The following is a 15,029-nucleotide window of genomic DNA, read 5'->3' on the forward strand; positions in this document are numbered from 1 at the left end:
CCCCGCTCCCACGATAGAGCCGCTACTGCGCGGCTACACCGCCAAAGCGGGTTGTCATTGCGTTGATAAAATCTTCCAGGCTCATTTTCTGGCCGTTGAGATCCACCTCACCCGCTGCATACTTCAGCGTCGCCAGGATGTTGTTGCCATCCACTTTTGCCAAACCGGTCTGTACCGCCATGACGCCGGCCATTTCACTGTTTGCACTGGCCATTTTGGCAATCGCTTGCGGATCTGTTTGACCAACCAGTTGTGCCTGAACCGCAGACAAATCGGCAATCATGGGTTTGGACAACTGCAATTTGGCGTCCAGCGCAGTCACCATTTGCTTGGTGACTTCAATAGGCGCCAGCTCAAACGAGGCAGGTTGCGCCAGGCTCATGGCAGCGTTGAACTGGCTTTCGCCATTGGCAGTTTTAAGCGTCAGTTTTTCCAGCGCCAGTTGCGGTCTGGCCGCCAGCAGCTTTTCAACATCGACCTGCATCCTGGCCTGTTCCTCCGCCGTCAGGGGTGTTTGCGGCAAGGTACCGTCGACTTGTGGCTGGAACTTGCTCTGGTAGGTCTGCAGCAGCGACTGCATCGCCGGAATGTCCAGGCTGCTGGCGGTCATGACCATCTGGGCGCTGCCCACTGGCTTGCCGTCCAGGGTGATGTCACCCACGTTGTAGGTCAGTCGCCCGGACAGCAGGCTGCCGTTGGCGGATGCCGAGCCGGTGTATTCGAAGTTCTTGACGCCAAGCACCGACTGACGCACGCCAAAGGTCAGCTGGCCTTCGCTCAATACCAGTACGTTCTGCCCGAGATAGAAGCCATAGGTGCTTTTGTTAAGGTCGCTGGCCAGGGTCAGGCCATTGAGCTCGATCAGTGCCGGCGGTTTATCAAGTGAGGCAGCATGGATCTTGAGGTGGTCCATGTAACCTTTGGCCTTGATGTTCTTGGCCTCGGCGTCGGTCTGGGCCTCCATGGTCAAACCCGAGAAGCTGATGCTGGACTTGTCGTCCATGCTGGCCTCAAACGCCATCAACTCCATATGGCCATCAACTGAGCGGTCGTAGCCCAAGGTTACCTGGCCTTTGAGCGGAGCCTGATCTTTGGTGGCGGCAAACCACTTTTCGGTGAACGTGTTTTTTTCCAGCGAATAGTTACTGACCGCCATGACCGGCAGCCACTTGAAGGTCTTGATGCGCGACCACGGCAACGGGCCATGCTCAATGTTATCGACAAACAGCAGCTCCACCGGCGGGGCGTCCGGCCCTGAGGCCTGATCCTGAATGTTCAGGCGATAGTGCGCGGTGCTGCTGTAAAGGTGGCGTTCAACAGAAACCAGTTCGATAGAGCCCTGGGTGGCGGTGCCTTTGAGCTGAGACGCCAACTCCTGGTTGGCTTGTTGAATCGAGGTCTGCAAAACGCTCTCGATTTTGCCACCGGTGTACCACGCACCGGCGGTATTCAGTACCCCTGCAACTACAACAATCCCTACCAGTACGCCTAATGGTTTATTCATCAATTGACCCGTTCAATGTCCGTTGTGTTGAAAGTAAAAGCGGTCTTCGCCAAGCCCGTCATGGGCCGAAAAGTGGTAGCAGGTTAACACTGGCAACTGAGCAGACGCTGCTCCTGAGTGCCGCCAACGCTCATGCCGGCTGGGCGAAACGCTGGTCTATTTCGTCGAGCAGGTGGTCGAAGCTCTTGAGGCTTGCGCTCCAGGTGTACACCAGCACTTCCAGGTCGTGATCAATGCAGGTCTCTCCTACAGAGTTGAAGGATACGTCTGAGTAATCTAGCTGATAGCGCTCACGAGCCATGGCTGCCGCGACATCCGACAGCTCACGCGCGGTGTCGAGCCATCGGCGATCTTCGGATGGCAGGGCCTTGTCGAGTTTCAGGCATTGGGTTTTCAAGGCATCCAGGCTCTTTTCCAGCGGGGTGCCGGTGAGCTCGCCCATGAATTCCTGGAAGGTACGGCCCGGCTGCCAGTAACTGCCCCAGAAATAGCGGTCGAAAACCGTCTCGACCCGACGCAGCGCGACCTTGGTGTCCCAGATCAGGACACGGGTCTGGCCCTGGTCGATCTGACGCTTTTTGATTTGCCGGGTTTGCACAAGGGCACAGGCGACAACCACGATAGCCAGCACCGCGATCAGGGCACTGGCGCTATCGAGAAAAATCATCGCCTTGTCGATTTGGTGCGCCAGCATGATGCCGTAGAAGTACGTCGCAGAGAGCAGCACCAGTGCCGCCACTGCACACCAGAAACCGGGAGCATAAGGGTTTTTCATTATTAGTATCCCCATCAGGCATGGTCTGCACGATGAGGAGGGCTACACACCCGCTAACGCCCTGAGCCATCGTTCTGATACCGATCACTCAGAGCATAGCAACGCTGTCAGGGTTTAGCGTTTGCAGGCGCTTGCGTTCGTCCACTTTCCCAGCCGCCACCCAGGGCCAGGAACAGATCGATCTGGCTCATGGCAACCTGGGTGTTGGCCGTTGCCAGTTGCGCACGCACGTCGGTGTAGGTACGCGTGGCTTGCAGGTCGGACAGGAACGAGGCACGCCCGGCATGGAAGAACTGGTGGGTTTGCTCGGCAGCCGTTTTGGCCGACTCACCGGCCTGGGCCAACGCATCGCGGCGCTGGAGCAAGGCGGTGTATTGCACAAGGCTGGTCTGGGTTTCTCGGATGGCATTGAGCACCACACCATCAAACTTGGCCAATGCACCTTGGGTGACGGCCTCGGCTTCGCGAATGCGGGCTCTCGAACCGTTGGTCGGAATCGTCCAACTCAACAGCGGGCCAAAGCCCCAGTGATTGGTCGGCGCCGTGCCGAGGTTTTCCAGCAGCCCCACGGTTCCAATACTGGCGCCGATGCTGATGTCCGGGTACAGCGAGCCGGTGGCCACGCCTATTTCAGCGGTCGCTGCGGCCAGATGGCGCTCGGCCTGGCGCACGTCCGGGCGGCGCTTGAGCAGTGCCGCACCGTCACCCACAGGCAGCAGTTGCGCGATATGCGGCAACTCGGCGCAAGTGGCAACACCCGCTGGCAGTTGGTCCAGCGGCTTGGCCAATATCATCGACAATCGGAATAACCCTGACTGACTCAAGGCCTGGTAACGCGGCAACTCGGCGCGTAACGAACGGAACTGGGTTTCGGAGCGCGTGACCTGGGTCTCATCCCCACGGCCGGCATCACGCAGACGCTGGATCAGGGCGGTGCTTTGGGATTGCAGTTGCAGTGACTCTTCAGCGATGTGGCGCTCTTCGTTGGCCGCGCACACTTGGGTGTAAGCCCGCACGACATCGGCGACCACGGTGATACGGGCGGTGTCCGCTGCCGCCTGGGTAGCATCGGCATTGGCCTGCGCCGCTTCAATACCGCGTTGCAACGTGCCCCACAGGTCGAACTGGTAGGACGTGCTGATACCTAGGTCGCCGACGTTGGCCACCGGCACTTTATCCGCCAGCAAAAACGCTTCGCCAGACTCTTGCAGACGCTGGGCGCCCGCCTTTGCCGAACCGCTCCAGCCACCGGCTGATTGCGCTTGCTCAATCTGGGCCCGCGCCCGGGACAAGTTGGCCGCAGCCACACGCAAATCGGTGTTGGAGGCCATGGCCTGGCGCACCAACTCGTTGAGTGTCGGGTCCTGGTAGAGCTTCCACCAATCATCGGGAATGGGTGCTGACACCACATTGGCGCCCTCGCCCGCCAGTTGGCCCTGCAAATCCGGGCGCTGCATGGCCGCGTCTTTGGGTAACTGGTAATCGGGGCCAAGCATCTGGCAACCGGACAGCAGCAAACCCAGCCCTACGGCTGCCAGGTGAACGGCTTTCATTGCGCGTTCTCCTGGGCAGGCTTGGCTTTGGCCGAGTCCTGGATGATCGTTACGGTGGCTGTGCGCCCGGCGATCATGCGAAAGTCCTGCGGCACGTCGTCAAACACGATGCGCACCGGAATCCGCTGCGCCAGCCGCACCCAGCTGAACGCCGGATTGATGCTGGGCAACAGGTTCTGCCCGCTGGTACGGTCACGGTCTTCAATGCCCGCCACAATGCTTTCAACATGGCCGCGCAAGCGGGCATTGTCCCCAACCACACGGATATCGACGCTCTGTCCCACATGGATGCCGTCGAGCTTGGTTTCTTCAAAATACCCGTCGATGTGAAACGAGCTGCTGTCGACAATCGACAGCACAGGCTTGCCTGCGGTGACGAATTCATTGACCCGTGGTGCGCGGTCGTTGACGTAACCATCAACCGGGCTGCGCACGACGGTGCGGTCCAGGTTGAGCTGGGCGCTGTCCACCGCCACTTCAGCCTCGATCAATGCAGACTGTGCCCGCAGTTCTCGCGACTGGCTTTCTTCGAGCTGCTCGCGAGCGACCAGGTTGCCCAGCCCACGGTTACGCCGACTCTCACGCTGGGCCTGCGCCAGGGTCTCCTGGCGGTCGGCGACTGTCGCCCGGGCTTGACGCAAGGCGAGCTTGAATCGTTCCTGGTCGATGACAAACAGCACCTGATCACGGGCTACAGGCTGGTTGTCGCGCACATCCACCTGCTTGATCAGGCCCGATACGTCGGGGGCGATTTGCACCACGTCAGCGCGAATGTGAGCGTCGCGGGTCCAGGGAGCAAACATGTAGTACATGGTCATGCGCCAGACCACGACGCAGGCAAATGTCACCACCAATAAGGTGAGAACAACACGGCCCAAGGTCAGTAAAGGTTTTTTCATGTCATCAGGTATCGACTAAACGAATCCACAACGCCGAGTAGCAGAGCGTAGAGACCGACGTTGAACAAAGCCCGGTGCCAGACCAGACGGTAGAAGTGCACACGGGTGAGTAACCCGTGAACCACCAGAAACAGTATGTAAGTGATGCCCATCAACACCAGAAGCGTGGGCAGGAACACCCCGCTGATATCCACATCACCGATCATAGCGGCGCTCCATCAATGCCCTGGGCATGGGGATGCGGCAGGTCGTCGTTATCGACAATAAATTCAACGCCGGGCAGCAAGGCCAGACGCAGCCCGCTAAGGGCATGCAACAGATGCACCCGCGCTTCGCCTTCGTCTTGCAAGTCGTTGGCATTCAGGGCGCGGCGCGTGCGGTCCATGGTCATTTGCAGGCCAAGGGGCATCGGCAACCGCTCACCCGCCTTGAGGCAGGCGCAAAAATAGTCGCCTACATCGCTTACCACCTGACGCAACAACCGTTGCGGCTCACCCCTGACCCTTGGTGCATAAGCCAGCAGGTCCAGAAGGTTGAGTGCCACTCGCAGGTCACGCAAGGCGCTGCCCGTGTCTTGCCCGGTCAAGGCCAGGCGCGGCAAGTGCTGCATCAGGCGATCCAGCATTTGCGCCCCCATTTGCCGGTGCTCGGCCAGGCCCGCGGGCCGGGTCAGACTGACGATGTCACGCCAGCTGAATCGCGTGAGGCGCTTGGCCGCAAGCTCGGCACCGAACGGGCGCGCAATCAGGGTCCAGACGAAGGCAAACAGCAGGCCGATGGGGCCTGCCAGGTTGGCATTCACAAACACCATGAAGTCCGCGTCGTAGGCGCCCTGAATGCTGATAAAGGAGGCGGTGTTAACGATGGTCAACAACGTACCCAGGTAAAACCGCGGCTGTACGGTCAGGGTGCCGACACAGATAAACGGCACGGCGAACGCCAGCACCAGCATCGGGAAATCGTGCAGGTTGGGCAGGATCACAAACAGGTAAAGGCTGGCGAATACCACCGACAGCGAAGTCCAGAAAAAGAACCGGTAAATCTGTGGCGCCGGGTCGTCCATCGCCGCAAAAAAACTACAGGCCACAGCGGCCAGAATCACCGCACTGGCACCATCGGTCCAGCCGAGCAAAATCCACAACACCGAGGCGACGATAATCGCGGTCACCGTGGAGAACGCCGAATAGAGCATCAGCCCGCGATCGAGAAACGGTGTCAGCCGGCTCAGGCGCCAATGCCGGTAGACCGCACGCCAGACGTCCCGATTACCTGTCGAAATGGCCTCTTGCAAGCTGCGGCAGTCTTGCCACAGGTCGATCCACTCACCTAGCCGATACAACACGTTGGAGAGCACCAGCTGACGGCGATCATCCAGCGCGGCAGCACTGGGCTGCAAGGTTTCGAGTTCATGGCGCAGCGCTTGCCATTGCCGGACCGGGGCCCCCTCACGGGTGCTCTCAAGCCACGCCCTGGCGTGATCGAGCAAGGGCGTAACGTGATCGACCAGCTCAGGTGCCCGCCGCTCCAGCGCGTAGAGTGCGTCGTCCAGCGCATCGACCACGGGCAACAAATGGATCATGCGCCCTCGCAACTCCTTGGTATTGCGTACGGTCTGCGGGTGCGCGCCCTCATGGGGCAACTGGCCAATCATCATCTCCAGGCTGTTGAAGGTCGTGACCATCGATGAGCGCAGGCCGCTGGCCTTGTTCGGCTCTACGTCACGCGCCAGGAAGTGCTTGCTGTAATTGCTCGCATCGGCAAACCACTTGGCTGCCGAGTCGATAAACACCGGGGTCAACCGGCGTGGCCAGAACATGCTGCCAACGACCGCGGCGCAGACAATCCCGAGCATGATCTCTTCAGTACGCGAAACTGCGATGTCGAAGACGTTCAGCGGGTTATCCACAATCGGCAAAGCGATCATCGGCATGGTGTAACCGGCGAGCATGAATACGTAACTGTTGGCGGTGCGCAGGTGCAGGGACAGAAAAAGCAAAATGCCGGTCCAGAGGGCTATCACCAACACCAGCAAAAACGGTGTTTGCACAAACAGCGGGACAAAAAACACCGCAGCGGCGGCGCCGATCAAAGTACCCAGGGCGCGGTAGACCGCCTTGGAACTGGTCGGCCCGACGAAGGGGCTGGAGACGATATACACCGTTGCCATGGCCCAGTACGGGCGGGGCATTTCCATCAGCAAAGCGATATACAGCGCGATCATCGAAGCGGCAAAGGTGCGCACACCATAGAACCAGTCACGGGCAGGCGGCATGCTGCTGAAAAAACCGTTCAAGAGGCCGCTCCATCTGGCAGTTGACCGGCTGCTTCGAAGGCTTTGATCACGCGCATAGCAGCCTCCTGGTCTGCCACTGAAACATCCGCCAACGCGGCCCGGCGCAGCTGCACAAGCTGGGCCTCAATCGACTGCACCAACGCACGCCCGGTATCGGTCAGACTCAAGGTTTTAGCCCGGCGGTCACTGGCATCTTCACAGCGGCGCACATAGCCAGCCTTGCACAACTGGTCGAGCAAACGCACCAGCGATGGGCTTTCCATCCCGGCGGCATGGGCCACGGTAACCTGCCTGACCCCAGCCCCCAAGCGACCGATAATCAGTAGCGGCATGGCGCAGGCTTCGGAAATTCCGTAGTTGACCAGCGTGGCCTGACAGACGCGACGCCAATGGCGAGTCGCAACCACCATACCGGTGCTGATGCTCATTTGCAGTAGATCGAGAGTGTCAGGCAAGAGGCGTCACATAATGTTAGTTTGCTAACTATTAATATTGCGCGGCCAGATGATCTCAGTCAAGTGTTGCTAATTAATTCTGCTTACCTGTGATCGGTTTTGTCCGCAGCATCAGGTTCAGTTGATCGACGATTTCAGCCCAATCAGCATCTTCAAGCTGTTCTTCGCGCAGGAAAGCCGCTTGGGATGGTGTCCAGAAAAATGCATCTTCCAGCTTCAGGTCAGGCTTGAGTGGCGAATGGGTGGTGACAAATTTTTCGATATCTTCGGGGCTGTTCGGCAGGCCCAGCTGCTTGAACAGGGATGGAAGGCTATGGGTTGGCTTTTGCATTGATTTGACTCCATTCAGTTTCAGGGCCGCATTCGGCGGCAGCGCAGGTCAAATATAGTCGAGCCTGTGTGTCATCGACGGCCAAGTCCTGTGCTTTGTGCCAACTCATCGGGATTGAGCTGAAATCGTCAGGTTGCACCTTGCTGCTGATCAGCCAGATACGGCCCGTGCCCGGCGGCAGGTCGTCCAGGTGATCGACATAGATCTTTTTGCCGTGAGCATTCACCAGCGTGCCAAACCCGTAGTCATTGGGTCGCCCTGATGTGCCATCTTCCTGAGGCGGCGTATAGAGCATGGGTTGAAACCCGGTCTTGTTGTAATACACGTAGCTGAAGTACCAGAACAGGTCACTCACGACGATCCGGTCGCCAGGCAGGAACTGCTGGTTCACGTGCTCGACCAGACGATCAAAATGATCTGCGTCACCGCTGAAGTTGCTGCGCAAGCCCACTGACTCAGTGCCCATAAACAGTGCCAACAGCGCGAAAGCCAATGCGCGCCGGTGTTTGAGCAGGCGATCAACAGCAACCGCGACCACCAGCGGCAAACCAAGCGCTGCAAACATCAGATAACGCTCGATGAACAGCGGCGAGAAAAATGACAGCGCGAAGATCGCCAGGATCGGTACAAGCGTGTAAATGACCAGAAGTCTGTGAAGCTTGTACGGCGTCGCGTCACGTACCGCCATCCACACCATTGCGGCAAAGAGCAATACTGGCCCCAGCCAGAACAGCAGCCAGGGAAGGTTTTCACCTTCGTCCTGAATCAAAAATTGCCACGTCATGGCCGGCAGTGAGCGAGCGTCCACAGCAGGCTCCCACCCCACATCACCACCAGCCTTGAGCTCATCCATGTGCTGCAGCAGGTCGAGAAGGCCGGGAAGCCAGGGCAGGAATAACAACACGATAGCGACGTTAGCCAGCCACCAGGCGGGACGCTTGACCAACCACCCCGTACTGCGGCCGCTCGACATCAGGTATAACCAATGGGCAATCACACAGAACGCGGTGAAGTAGTGGGTGTAGAACGCGGCCGCCATCAGCAGGGTATAGATAACCAGATAGCGGTTTTGATGCGGGGACTTGACCCAATACACCAACGCGATAGTCGCTGCGATCAGCCACAACCCCAGTAACGAGTACATTCGTACTTCCTGGCTGTAGCGCACGGCAATCGGCAGCAGCGCCAACAACAGGCCGGCCAGCAACGCCGCCCTTTGGGTTGCAATCAGCCGCACCAACCATGCCCCCAGCAGCACCGTTGCGATACCGGGCAAGACACTCAGGGTACGAATTGACACAAGGCTGTCACCAAAAAGGGCTATCCAGCCGTGCAGCAACATGAAGTACAACGGGGGGTGAACATCGTGCGCCGCGTGAAACCAGATCCCGGTGAGCGGGTAGTCACTCAGCATCAGGCTGGAACCCTCGTCACACCAGATGGCAGAGGTCGTGAAGCCGTAAAACCGTACCCCTGCAGCCAACAGCAAAATACACCACAACCACGGCTGGCGAACCAATCTGGTCAGTGCGTTGTGGGACGTTTCAGGGAGTTGAAGCCGCTGCTCCCCCACGTCGTTCTTGCTGAGTACGCCCATCCTTCACCTGCTGTGCATTGAGGCTGCGCTTTGGGCAGCTTTAACTCCGGCGATTGTAGGGCACAAGCCACGCTAAAAGGAGATGCCCAGGCTGCTCTACAAACCGATAGTTCGCCTCCATACCACGGGCTCGATCAGGTATCCGGGTGGGTCACAGAATGAAAAGTAATGGCTCACTGCAATCACTCAGCGTGGAGTCGCGCTAAACTAATCGTAGCAAGGTCTGACAGGGAGACAGTCAGCATCTAACGTAAACAGGATCCCAGTGGCGTATTGATCCTGCGCCTAGAGTAGCGCCAACGTGGCCGTCAAACACGATCCCTTAAGTAATATCGAAGTGCACGGACCCATCCCTGCCCATCTGGCACGGTCTGTGATCGAAGAAACCCTGCGCAACGCCATTCTTGATGGCCGGTTGCCCTGCGGTATCGCAATCCGGCAACAGGCCCTGGCGGTATTGTTTGGCGTAAGCCGCATGCCGGTTCGCGAGGCCCTGCGTCAGCTTGAGGCTCAGGGTTTGCTGCAGGTTGTGCAGTACAAGGGCGCGGTGGTCGCCCCCCTGATCGAGGACAACTCGTCGCACGCCTACGAGATCCGCTTATTGCTGGAGGCTCAAGCCTTGCGCCAGTCTGTTCCTTTGCTGAGCGAAGACGACTTCAACATCGCATCCGGCTATATCGAGGCACTCGAGGCCGAAACCGATTTCAGCAAAATCGGCACGCTCAATCGACTTTTTCACCAGACGCTTTACTGCAAGGCCCCCAATAAAAAACTGCTGGGTCTCATTGAAACGGGGTTGGTTGAAGAAGAGCGCTTTTTGCGTTTCAACCTAGAGAAGATGAACCTGGGCAAGTTGTGCCAAGACGATCACCAGGCGTTACTGCGCCACGCCAAAGCCAAGGATGTAGAGGCATGTATTGCGCAGCTGGAGCTCCATCTGCAACGTGGAATACAGGCCATTACCCACTTTCTGGACAGTCAGAAAGCAAAACAGCCCTGACGCTTGGAGCGCCAGGGCTGTGGATAAGTTTTTGTTGGCCGTGACCTCAGATTTTGAAGCTGTCGACCAATTGCTTGAGGCGGCTGGCTTGCTGCGAAAGCGCATCGCAGTCTTTGAGGGTCTCGTTGAGATTCACCACGCCCTGCTGGTTTAACAGGTTGATCTGGTTGATATCCACGTTGAGGGTTTCAACCACAGCGGTTTGCTCCTCGGTAGCAGCAGCAACCGACTGGTTCATGCCGTCAATTTCTTCGATACGTTGGGTCACGCTGATCAAACGGGCACCGGCCTGGTTGGCCACCTCGACGCTTTGCTCGCTGGAAACCTGACTCGCATTCATAGTACTGACCGCCTCGCGGGAGCCCACTTGCAGTGAGGTGATCATTTTATGTATCTCCTCTGCGGACTCCTGAGTGCGATGAGCGAGGTTACGCACCTCATCCGCCACCACGGCAAACCCGCGTCCCGCCTCGCCCGCACGCGCGGCCTCAATGGCTGCGTTGAGGGCCAGCAAGTTGGTCTGCTGAGAGATACCTTTGATCACATCAAGAATATGACCAATATTGTCGGTGCTTGCATTCAGGGTTTCTATTTGCTCGCACGACAAACTGATCTTTTGCGAAAGCTCGGTCATGGCCTGAATAGTCTGCTCAACCACTTTGCGGCCATCATCCGCCTGCTCGCTGGCACCACTGGCATGCTGCGATGCGTCGGCGGCGTTGCGGGCGATTTCCTGGGTGGCAGCACCCAGTTCGTTGATAGCGGCAGCTACGCTGTTGGTCCGCGCACTTTGCTCGTCCGAGCCGACAATAGAGGCATTGGACGATGCCATAACGCGGTGGGACAGATCATGCACATGGCGGGTTGCAGAGGACACTTCGCTGATTGACGCGTGAATACGCTCAACAAACTGATTGAATGAACTGGCCAACTCGCCGAACTCATCCTTGTTCTCAATCACCAGACGGCGCGTCAAGTCACCTTCGCCTTGGGCGATATCCTGCATCGCACGCCCCATGGTAGTCAGCGGACGCATCAATACCCTGATCAGCAAGCTCAGCAGCAGCGCAATCGCCGCCACCGCAATAAACATCGCGATCAACGCAGACGTGCGAAATTTAGACAGTGGGGCGTAAGCTTTTTCTTTGTCTATCGATTGGCCTATATACCAATCCGCTGACGGCAGGCCTGTCACCGGGGTAAAAGAAATAATCCGCTCATGACCATTGAGCGTCACTTCCTGAATACCCTTCTCGATGCGCAGAGAGCTGGACGGGTAAATATCCTTCAGGTTTTTCATCACCTGATCTTTATCCGGGCTGACGATGACCTGGCCATCGCTGCTTACCAAAAATGCGTAACCCAGACCGCCGGAATCAACCGAGTTAATAATTTTGACCAAGCTGTTCAGGCTCAGATCCCCACCCACCACACCCAACAGCTCACCACCCTTTTTGACTGGCATGGCAATGGTCACAATCAGGCCACCCACCGCTGCCACATAGGGCGGTGTCAGCATGGTCTGGCCGGCACTTACAGTTTGCTTGTACCAAGGGCGCTCACGGGGATCATAACCTGCCGGCATCGAGGCATCAGGGCGCTGGGTAAAGACGCCATTGGCTTGCCCGACGTAGGTGAACTGGAAGTTGGACGTAAACGCCGGCTGATCGACCAGGCCAGGAAAATCGGCCTGGCTGCCTTGGTGTGCAACGCTTTGTGCGAGGCTTTCCAGCACCAGAATGCGGCCACCGAGCCAATTCTGAACGCTGCTGGCAGTCAGGTTGCCAGCCTGCTGCACCGAGGTTTCAATGTTTTGCTTGATAGTGTCGCGCTGCAGGTAGTCGTTGTACAAAGTGAATAACGCAAACGCCAGAACCACGACGCCTGAAGCGGCCAGAAGGATTTTATGGCTGAACTTGAGATTCATAGCATGGGACTTCTTATGCCAAAAGGTGGGATGCGTACGGGGGCAATATTCCGTGTAGCAGCGCAGGCAGCCTTTTGGCAGCTCTGCTCGCACGCATTGCTCAACAGGCTTTCGGCACAAACTGCAGAATACTTAGCCCATTTTGATGGCAATGTTCTTAATCCGACGAAAGTGCAGGTGTAGCTTTTGGGAGATCGTTGGGGAGGGGGGTAAAGCATGGAGGTGCGCTGGGGATTTACGTCGCGCAAAAACAAAACCCCTGTCTGCGTTAGCAGACAGGGGTTTGGGAATTCAATCTTGACGATGACCTACTCTCACATGGGGAAACCCCACACTACCATCGGCGATGCATCGTTTCACTACTGAGTTCGGGATGGGATCAGGTGGTTCCAATGCTCTATGGTCGTCAAGAAATTCTGTGACAGAACCGTTATTAAAACGTGTCTGCGAAAACTTGGTACTTCTATAAAAACAAAATCCCCATCTGCGCGAGCAGACAGGGATTTTGGAATTTAATCTTGACGATGACCTACTCTCACATGGGGAAACCCCACACTACCATCGGCGATGCATCGTTTCACTACTGAGTTCGGGATGGGATCAGGTGGTTCCAATGCTCTATGGTCGTCAAGAAATTCGGTAGCCAGGTCGTTTACCTTTCGGTTCACGCTCCAGCGAATGGGTATGTAATAGATGGGTGTTTTGTGAGTCGCAAACTTTCGGTTTGTATCGTCTTCACACACCGCAATCTGGTCTCTTCGACGCAAATTGCTTGGGTGTTATATGGTCAAGCCTCACGGGCAATTAGTATTGGTTAGCTCAACGCCTCACAGCGCTTACACACCCAACCTATCAACGTCGTAGTCTTCGACGGCCCTTTAGGGAACTCAAGGTTCCAGTGAGATCTCATCTTGAGGCAAGTTTCCCGCTTAGATGCTTTCAGCGGTTATCTTTCCCGAACATAGCTACCCGGCAATGCCACTGGCGTGACAACCGGAACACCAGAGGTTCGTCCACTCCGGTCCTCTCGTACTAGGAGCAGCCCCTCTCAAATCTCAAACGTCCACGGCAGATAGGGACCGAACTGTCTCACGACGTTCTAAACCCAGCTCGCGTACCACTTTAAATGGCGAACAGCCATACCCTTGGGACCGGCTTCAGCCCCAGGATGTGATGAGCCGACATCGAGGTGCCAAACACCGCCGTCGATATGAACTCTTGGGCGGTATCAGCCTGTTATCCCCGGAGTACCTTTTATCCGTTGAGCGATGGCCCTTCCATACAGAACCACCGGATCACTAAGACCTACTTTCGTACCTGCTCGACGTGTCTGTCTCGCAGTCAAGCGCGCTTTTGCCTTTATACTCTACGACCGATTTCCGACCGGTCTGAGCGCACCTTCGTACTCCTCCGTTACTCTTTAGGAGGAGACCGCCCCAGTCAAACTACCCACCATACACTGTCCTCGATCCGGATAACGGACCTGAGTTAGAACCTCAAAGTTGCCAGGGTGGTATTTCAAGGTTGGCTCCATGCAGACTGGCGTCCACACTTCAAAGCCTCCCACCTATCCTACACAAGCAAATTCAAAGTCCAGTGCAAAGCTATAGTAAAGGTTCACGGGGTCTTTCCGTCTAGCCGCGGATACACTGCATCTTCACAGCGATTTCAATTTCACTGAGTCTCGGGTGGAGACAGCGCCGCCATCGTTACGCCATTCGTGCAGGTCGGAACTTACCCGACAAGGAATTTCGCTACCTTAGGACCGTTATAGTTACGGCCGCCGTTTACCGGGGCTTCGATCAAGAGCTTCGCGTTAGCTAACCCCATCAATTAACCTTCCGGCACCGGGCAGGCGTCACACCCTATACGTCCACTTTCGTGTTTGCAGAGTGCTGTGTTTTTAATAAACAGTCGCAGCGGCCTGGTATCTTCGACCGGCATGGGCTTACGCAGTAAATGCTTCACCCTCACCGGCGCACCTTCTCCCGAAGTTACGGTGCCATTTTGCCTAGTTCCTTCACCCGAGTTCTCTCAAGCGCCTTGGTATTCTCTACCCAACCACCTGTGTCGGTTTGGGGTACGGTTCCTGGTTACCTGAAGCTTAGAAGCTTTTCTTGGAAGCATGGCATCAACCACTTCGTTGTCTAAAAGACAACTCGTCATCAGCTCTCGGCCTTAGAATCCCGGATTTACCTAAGATTCCAGCCTACCACCTTAAACTTGGACAACCAACGCCAAGCTGGCCTAGCCTTCTCCGTCCCTCCATCGCAATAACCAGAAGTACAGGAATATTAACCTGTTTTCCATCGACTACGCTTTTCAGCCTCGCCTTAGGGACCGACTAACCCTGCGTCGATTAACGTTGCGCAGGAAACCTTGGTCTTTCGGCGTGGGTGTTTTTCACACCCATTATCGTTACTCATGTCAGCATTCGCACTTCTGATACCTCCAGCAAGCTTCTCAACTCACCTTCACAGGCTTACAGAACGCTCCTCTACCGCATCACCTAAGTGATACCCGTAGCTTCGGTGTATGGTTTGAGCCCCGTTAAATCTTCCGCGCAGGCCGACTCGACTAGTGAGCTATTACGCTTTCTTTAAAGGGTGGCTGCTTCTAAGCCAACCTCCTAGCTGTCTAAGCCTTCCCACATCGTTTCCCACTTAACCATAACTTTGGGACCTTAGCTGACGGT

At 56.8% G+C, this 15,029-nt stretch carries 11 protein-coding genes, 3 rRNA genes and 1 pseudogene (1 of these 15 cut by a window edge); 1 reads left to right on the forward strand and 14 read right to left on the reverse strand.

Annotation, left to right across the window (positions count from 1 at the left end; translation table 11 throughout):
- Positions 1 to 22: 22 nt before the first annotated feature.
- The 9 genes from BLW11_RS03510 to BLW11_RS03550 form a co-directional block, all read right to left on the reverse strand.
- Positions 23 to 1,504 carry a YdgA family protein gene (locus BLW11_RS03510; RefSeq protein WP_048360608.1) on the reverse strand — a complete coding sequence of 494 codons (1,482 nt, stop codon included), beginning with the start codon at positions 1,502 to 1,504 and terminating at the stop codon, positions 23 to 25.
- A 130-nt stretch (positions 1,505 to 1,634) separates the two neighbouring features.
- Positions 1,635 to 2,279 (reverse strand): hypothetical protein, encoded by a 645-nt coding sequence (locus BLW11_RS03515; RefSeq protein WP_048360609.1) that lies wholly within the window; start codon positions 2,277 to 2,279, stop codon positions 1,635 to 1,637.
- Between the two features lie 107 nt (positions 2,280 to 2,386).
- Positions 2,387 to 3,832: an efflux transporter outer membrane subunit gene (locus BLW11_RS03520; protein ID WP_048360610.1), complete on the reverse strand. Its 1,446-nt coding sequence runs from the start codon at positions 3,830 to 3,832 to the stop codon at positions 2,387 to 2,389.
- Positions 3,829 to 4,731, reverse strand: a complete 903-nt coding sequence (locus tag BLW11_RS03525) for an efflux RND transporter periplasmic adaptor subunit (protein WP_048360611.1) — start codon at positions 4,729 to 4,731, stop codon at positions 3,829 to 3,831. Before BLW11_RS03525 ends, BLW11_RS03520 begins: the two co-directional genes overlap by 4 nt.
- Positions 4,728 to 4,937, reverse strand: a complete 210-nt coding sequence (locus BLW11_RS03530) for a DUF1656 domain-containing protein (protein ID WP_048360612.1) — start codon at positions 4,935 to 4,937, stop codon at positions 4,728 to 4,730. Before BLW11_RS03530 ends, BLW11_RS03525 begins: the two co-directional genes overlap by 4 nt.
- On the reverse strand, positions 4,934 to 7,024 hold the full coding sequence (locus BLW11_RS03535) for an FUSC family protein (RefSeq protein ID WP_048360613.1): 2,091 nt from the start codon (positions 7,022 to 7,024) through the stop codon (positions 4,934 to 4,936). The genes BLW11_RS03530 and BLW11_RS03535 overlap by 4 nt, the downstream gene beginning before the upstream one ends.
- Positions 7,021 to 7,452 (reverse strand): MarR family winged helix-turn-helix transcriptional regulator, encoded by a 432-nt coding sequence (locus BLW11_RS03540; protein ID WP_048360614.1) that lies wholly within the window; start codon positions 7,450 to 7,452, stop codon positions 7,021 to 7,023. Before BLW11_RS03540 ends, BLW11_RS03535 begins: the two co-directional genes overlap by 4 nt.
- A gap of 100 nt (positions 7,453 to 7,552) precedes the next feature.
- Positions 7,553 to 7,810, reverse strand: coding sequence for a DUF2789 domain-containing protein (locus tag BLW11_RS03545; protein WP_048360615.1), 258 nt, complete (start codon positions 7,808 to 7,810; stop codon positions 7,553 to 7,555).
- Positions 7,791 to 9,407 carry a glycosyltransferase family 39 protein gene (locus BLW11_RS03550; RefSeq protein ID WP_048360616.1) on the reverse strand — a complete coding sequence of 539 codons (1,617 nt, stop codon included), beginning with the start codon at positions 9,405 to 9,407 and terminating at the stop codon, positions 7,791 to 7,793. The genes BLW11_RS03545 and BLW11_RS03550 overlap by 20 nt, the downstream gene beginning before the upstream one ends.
- Before the next feature lie 301 nt (positions 9,408 to 9,708).
- Here BLW11_RS03550 and BLW11_RS03555 point away from each other — a divergent pair, with 301 nt between their 5' ends.
- Positions 9,709 to 10,407 carry a GntR family transcriptional regulator gene (locus BLW11_RS03555; RefSeq protein WP_048360617.1) on the forward strand — a complete coding sequence of 233 codons (699 nt, stop codon included), beginning with the start codon at positions 9,709 to 9,711 and terminating at the stop codon, positions 10,405 to 10,407.
- Between the two features lie 46 nt (positions 10,408 to 10,453).
- On the opposite strand, the gene BLW11_RS24275 is transcribed toward BLW11_RS03555, so the two are convergent.
- The 5 genes and pseudogenes from BLW11_RS24275 to BLW11_RS03575 form a co-directional block, all read right to left on the reverse strand.
- Entirely contained in the window at positions 10,454 to 11,239 is a 786-nt protein-coding gene (locus BLW11_RS24275; RefSeq protein ID WP_420912222.1) for a methyl-accepting chemotaxis protein, read from the reverse strand.
- 69 nt (positions 11,240 to 11,308) lie between these two features.
- A pseudogene (locus tag BLW11_RS24280) lies at positions 11,309 to 12,334 on the reverse strand (cache domain-containing protein); the annotation flags it as partial.
- A 295-nt stretch (positions 12,335 to 12,629) separates the two neighbouring features.
- Positions 12,630 to 12,745: ribosomal RNA gene (gene rrf / locus BLW11_RS03565) — 5S ribosomal RNA — on the reverse strand.
- Positions 12,746 to 12,850: 105 nt separating this feature from the next.
- Positions 12,851 to 12,966: ribosomal RNA gene (gene rrf, locus BLW11_RS03570) — 5S ribosomal RNA — on the reverse strand.
- Between the two features lie 151 nt (positions 12,967 to 13,117).
- A 23S ribosomal RNA gene (locus BLW11_RS03575) occupies positions 13,118 to 15,029 on the reverse strand; it runs 980 nt beyond the window's last position.

It is taken from the genome of Pseudomonas deceptionensis, from assembly GCF_900106095.1.
Classification (GTDB): domain Bacteria; phylum Pseudomonadota; class Gammaproteobacteria; order Pseudomonadales; family Pseudomonadaceae; genus Aquipseudomonas; species Aquipseudomonas deceptionensis.

Coding starts and splice junctions, on each gene's coding strand:
- BLW11_RS03510 (WP_048360608.1), bottom strand. CDS start 1,504: ATGAATAAACCATTAGGCGTACTGGTAGGGATTGTTGTAGTTGCAGGG.
- BLW11_RS03515 (WP_048360609.1), bottom strand. CDS start 2,279: ATGAAAAACCCTTATGCTCCCGGTTTCTGGTGTGCAGTGGCGGCACTG.
- BLW11_RS03520 (WP_048360610.1), bottom strand. CDS start 3,832: ATGAAAGCCGTTCACCTGGCAGCCGTAGGGCTGGGTTTGCTGCTGTCC.
- BLW11_RS03525 (WP_048360611.1), bottom strand. CDS start 4,731: ATGAAAAAACCTTTACTGACCTTGGGCCGTGTTGTTCTCACCTTATTG.
- BLW11_RS03530 (WP_048360612.1), bottom strand. CDS start 4,937: ATGATCGGTGATGTGGATATCAGCGGGGTGTTCCTGCCCACGCTTCTG.
- BLW11_RS03540 (WP_048360614.1), bottom strand. CDS start 7,452: ATGAGCATCAGCACCGGTATGGTGGTTGCGACTCGCCATTGGCGTCGC.
- BLW11_RS03545 (WP_048360615.1), bottom strand. CDS start 7,810: ATGCAAAAGCCAACCCATAGCCTTCCATCCCTGTTCAAGCAGCTGGGC.
- BLW11_RS03550 (WP_048360616.1), bottom strand. CDS start 9,407: ATGGGCGTACTCAGCAAGAACGACGTGGGGGAGCAGCGGCTTCAACTC.
- BLW11_RS24275 (WP_420912222.1), bottom strand. CDS start 11,239: ATGGCATCGTCCAATGCCTCTATTGTCGGCTCGGACGAGCAAAGTGCG.